The sequence below is a fragment of the Labrys sedimenti genome (genome assembly GCF_034424805.1).
GTDB lineage: Bacteria > Pseudomonadota > Alphaproteobacteria > Rhizobiales > Labraceae > Labrys > Labrys sedimenti.
In genome coordinates, this window is the sequence record NZ_JAXOUF010000063.1 from 1 (window position 1) to 2094 (window position 2094).

The following is a 2094-nucleotide window of genomic DNA, read 5'->3' on the forward strand; positions in this document are numbered from 1 at the left end:
GCCGAGCCGACCGCAGCCGACGTTGCCCGCAAGGCCGACATCATCATCACCATGGTGCCCGACACCCCGGACGTGGAGACCGTGCTGTTCGGCAAGAACGGCGTCGCCGAGGGCCTCTCCGCCGGCAAGCTCGTCATCGACATGAGCTCGATCTCCCCCGTGGAGACCAAGAAATTCGCCAAGCGCATCAACGAACTCGGCTGCGACTATCTCGACGCGCCGGTCTCGGGCGGCGAGGTCGGCGCCAAGGCCGCCTCCCTCACCATCATGGTCGGTGGCCCCGAGGCCGCCTTCGAGCGCGCCAGGCCGCTGTTCGAGAAGATGGGCAAGAACATCACGCTGGTCGGCGGCAATGGCGACGGCCAGACCACCAAGGTCGCCAACCAGATCATCGTCGCCCTCAATATCGAGGCCGTCGGCGAGGCCCTGCTGTTCGCTTCCAAGGCGGGTGCCGACCCGGCCAAGGTACGCCAGGCCCTGATGGGCGGCTTTGCCGCCTCCCGCATCCTGGAAGTGCATGGCGAGCGCATGGTCAAGCGCACCTTCGATCCGGGCTTCAGGATTTCCCTGCACCAGAAGGACCTCAATCTGGCGCTGGATGGCGCCCGCATCCTGGGCATCGCTTTGCCCAATACGGCGACGGCGCAGGAACTCTTCAACACCTGCGCCTCCCATGGCGGCAAGGACTGGGATCATTCCGCCATGGTGCGGGCCCTCGAACTGATGGCGAACCACGCCGTCACCACCACGACCAGCTGAAACGAAGACCCGCAAGGCGGGCTGCAGAAGGGGAGCGACATCATGAAGATCTGCATCTATGGCGCCGGCGCGATCGGCGGCTACATGGCGGTGATGCTGCAGCGGGCGGGCGCCGAAGTCTCGGTCATCGCCCGGGGAGAGCATTTGAAAGCCATGCAGGTCCGCGGCCTCAAACTGCTCGTCGATGGGCAGGAACTGACGGCCTCGCTCACGGCAACGCAGAACCCGGCCGATCTCGGCCCGCAGGACTATGTGATCGTCGCCCTCAAGGCGCACCAGGCCTGGGAATCGGCGGAAGCGCTCAAGCCGCTACTCGGCCGCGACACTGCCGTCGTCACTGCCCAGAACGGTGTGCCCTGGTGGTACTTCTACGGCCTGCCGACCGCCCTTGCCGACACCCGCCTCGCCAGCGTCGATCCGGGCAATCGGCAGTGGCAGGCCATAGGCCCCGAACGGGTGATCGGCTGCACGGTCTATCCGGCCACCGAGATCACCGAGCCCGGCGTGGTCAGGCACATCTACGGCAACCAGTTCGGCCTCGGCGAGCCCAACCGCACGGAGAGCCTGCGCGTGGCTAGGCTCGCCGAAGCAATGACGGCCGGCGGCCTGAAGCCCCGACTCTACGAGGACATCCGCGACGACATCTGGCTGAAGCTCTGGGGCAATCTGTGCTTCAACCCGATCTCCGCCCTCACCCATGCCACGCTCGACGTGATCGCGACCGAACCGGGCACCCGGGCGCTGGCCCGTGCCATGATGGTGGAGGCCGAGCAGATCGGCCTTAAGCTTGGCGCGCGCTTCCGGGTCGGCGTCGACCGACGCATCGACGGCGCGGCCGGCGTCGGCGCCCATCGCACTTCGATGCTGCAGGATCTCGACAAGGGACGGGCACTGGAGATCGACGCCCTGCTCACCGCCGTCCAGGAAATGGGGCGCATCGCGGAAATCCAGACACCGCATATCGATGCGGTGCTCGCTCTGGTCCAGCAGATGGCACGGGTGAAGGGGCTCTATCCTACCTTCCCTCAGGAGGCAGCGCCGGCTCCGCTGCGCGCCGTCGGCCAAGCCTGACTCATGAAAGCTGACCTGTCGGAACGGACATCATCATGAAGATCGGTATTCCCTCGGAAACGGAGCCAGGCGAGCCCCGTGTCGGCGCCTCGCCGGACACGGTGAAGAAGCTGATAGCGCTGGGCGCGACGGTGACGGTCGCGAGCGGTGCGGGCCTGGCGTCCGGGATCACGGATGAGGATTACGTGCAGGCCGGCGCGACGATCGCGCCCTCCAATGCCGAGGCGCTGGCGGGTGCGGCTGTTGTCCTGAAGGTACGCCGCC

2 protein-coding genes and 1 pseudogene are annotated in these 2094 nt (G+C 66.8%); all 3 read left to right on the forward strand.

The genetic code is table 11. From position 1 onward, the window contains the following. The coding region (locus U1R88_RS35335; protein WP_322435539.1) for a 2-hydroxy-3-oxopropionate reductase at positions 1–759 on the forward strand (759 nt) is incomplete at its 5' end. A gap of 42 nt (positions 760–801) precedes the next feature. Further along, on the forward strand, positions 802–1830 hold the full coding sequence (locus tag U1R88_RS35340; protein WP_322435540.1) for a 2-dehydropantoate 2-reductase: 1029 nt from the start codon (positions 802–804) through the stop codon (positions 1828–1830). A gap of 35 nt (positions 1831–1865) precedes the next feature. Next, positions 1866–2094: pseudogene (locus U1R88_RS35345) on the forward strand (NAD(P)(+) transhydrogenase (Re/Si-specific) subunit alpha); the annotation flags it as partial.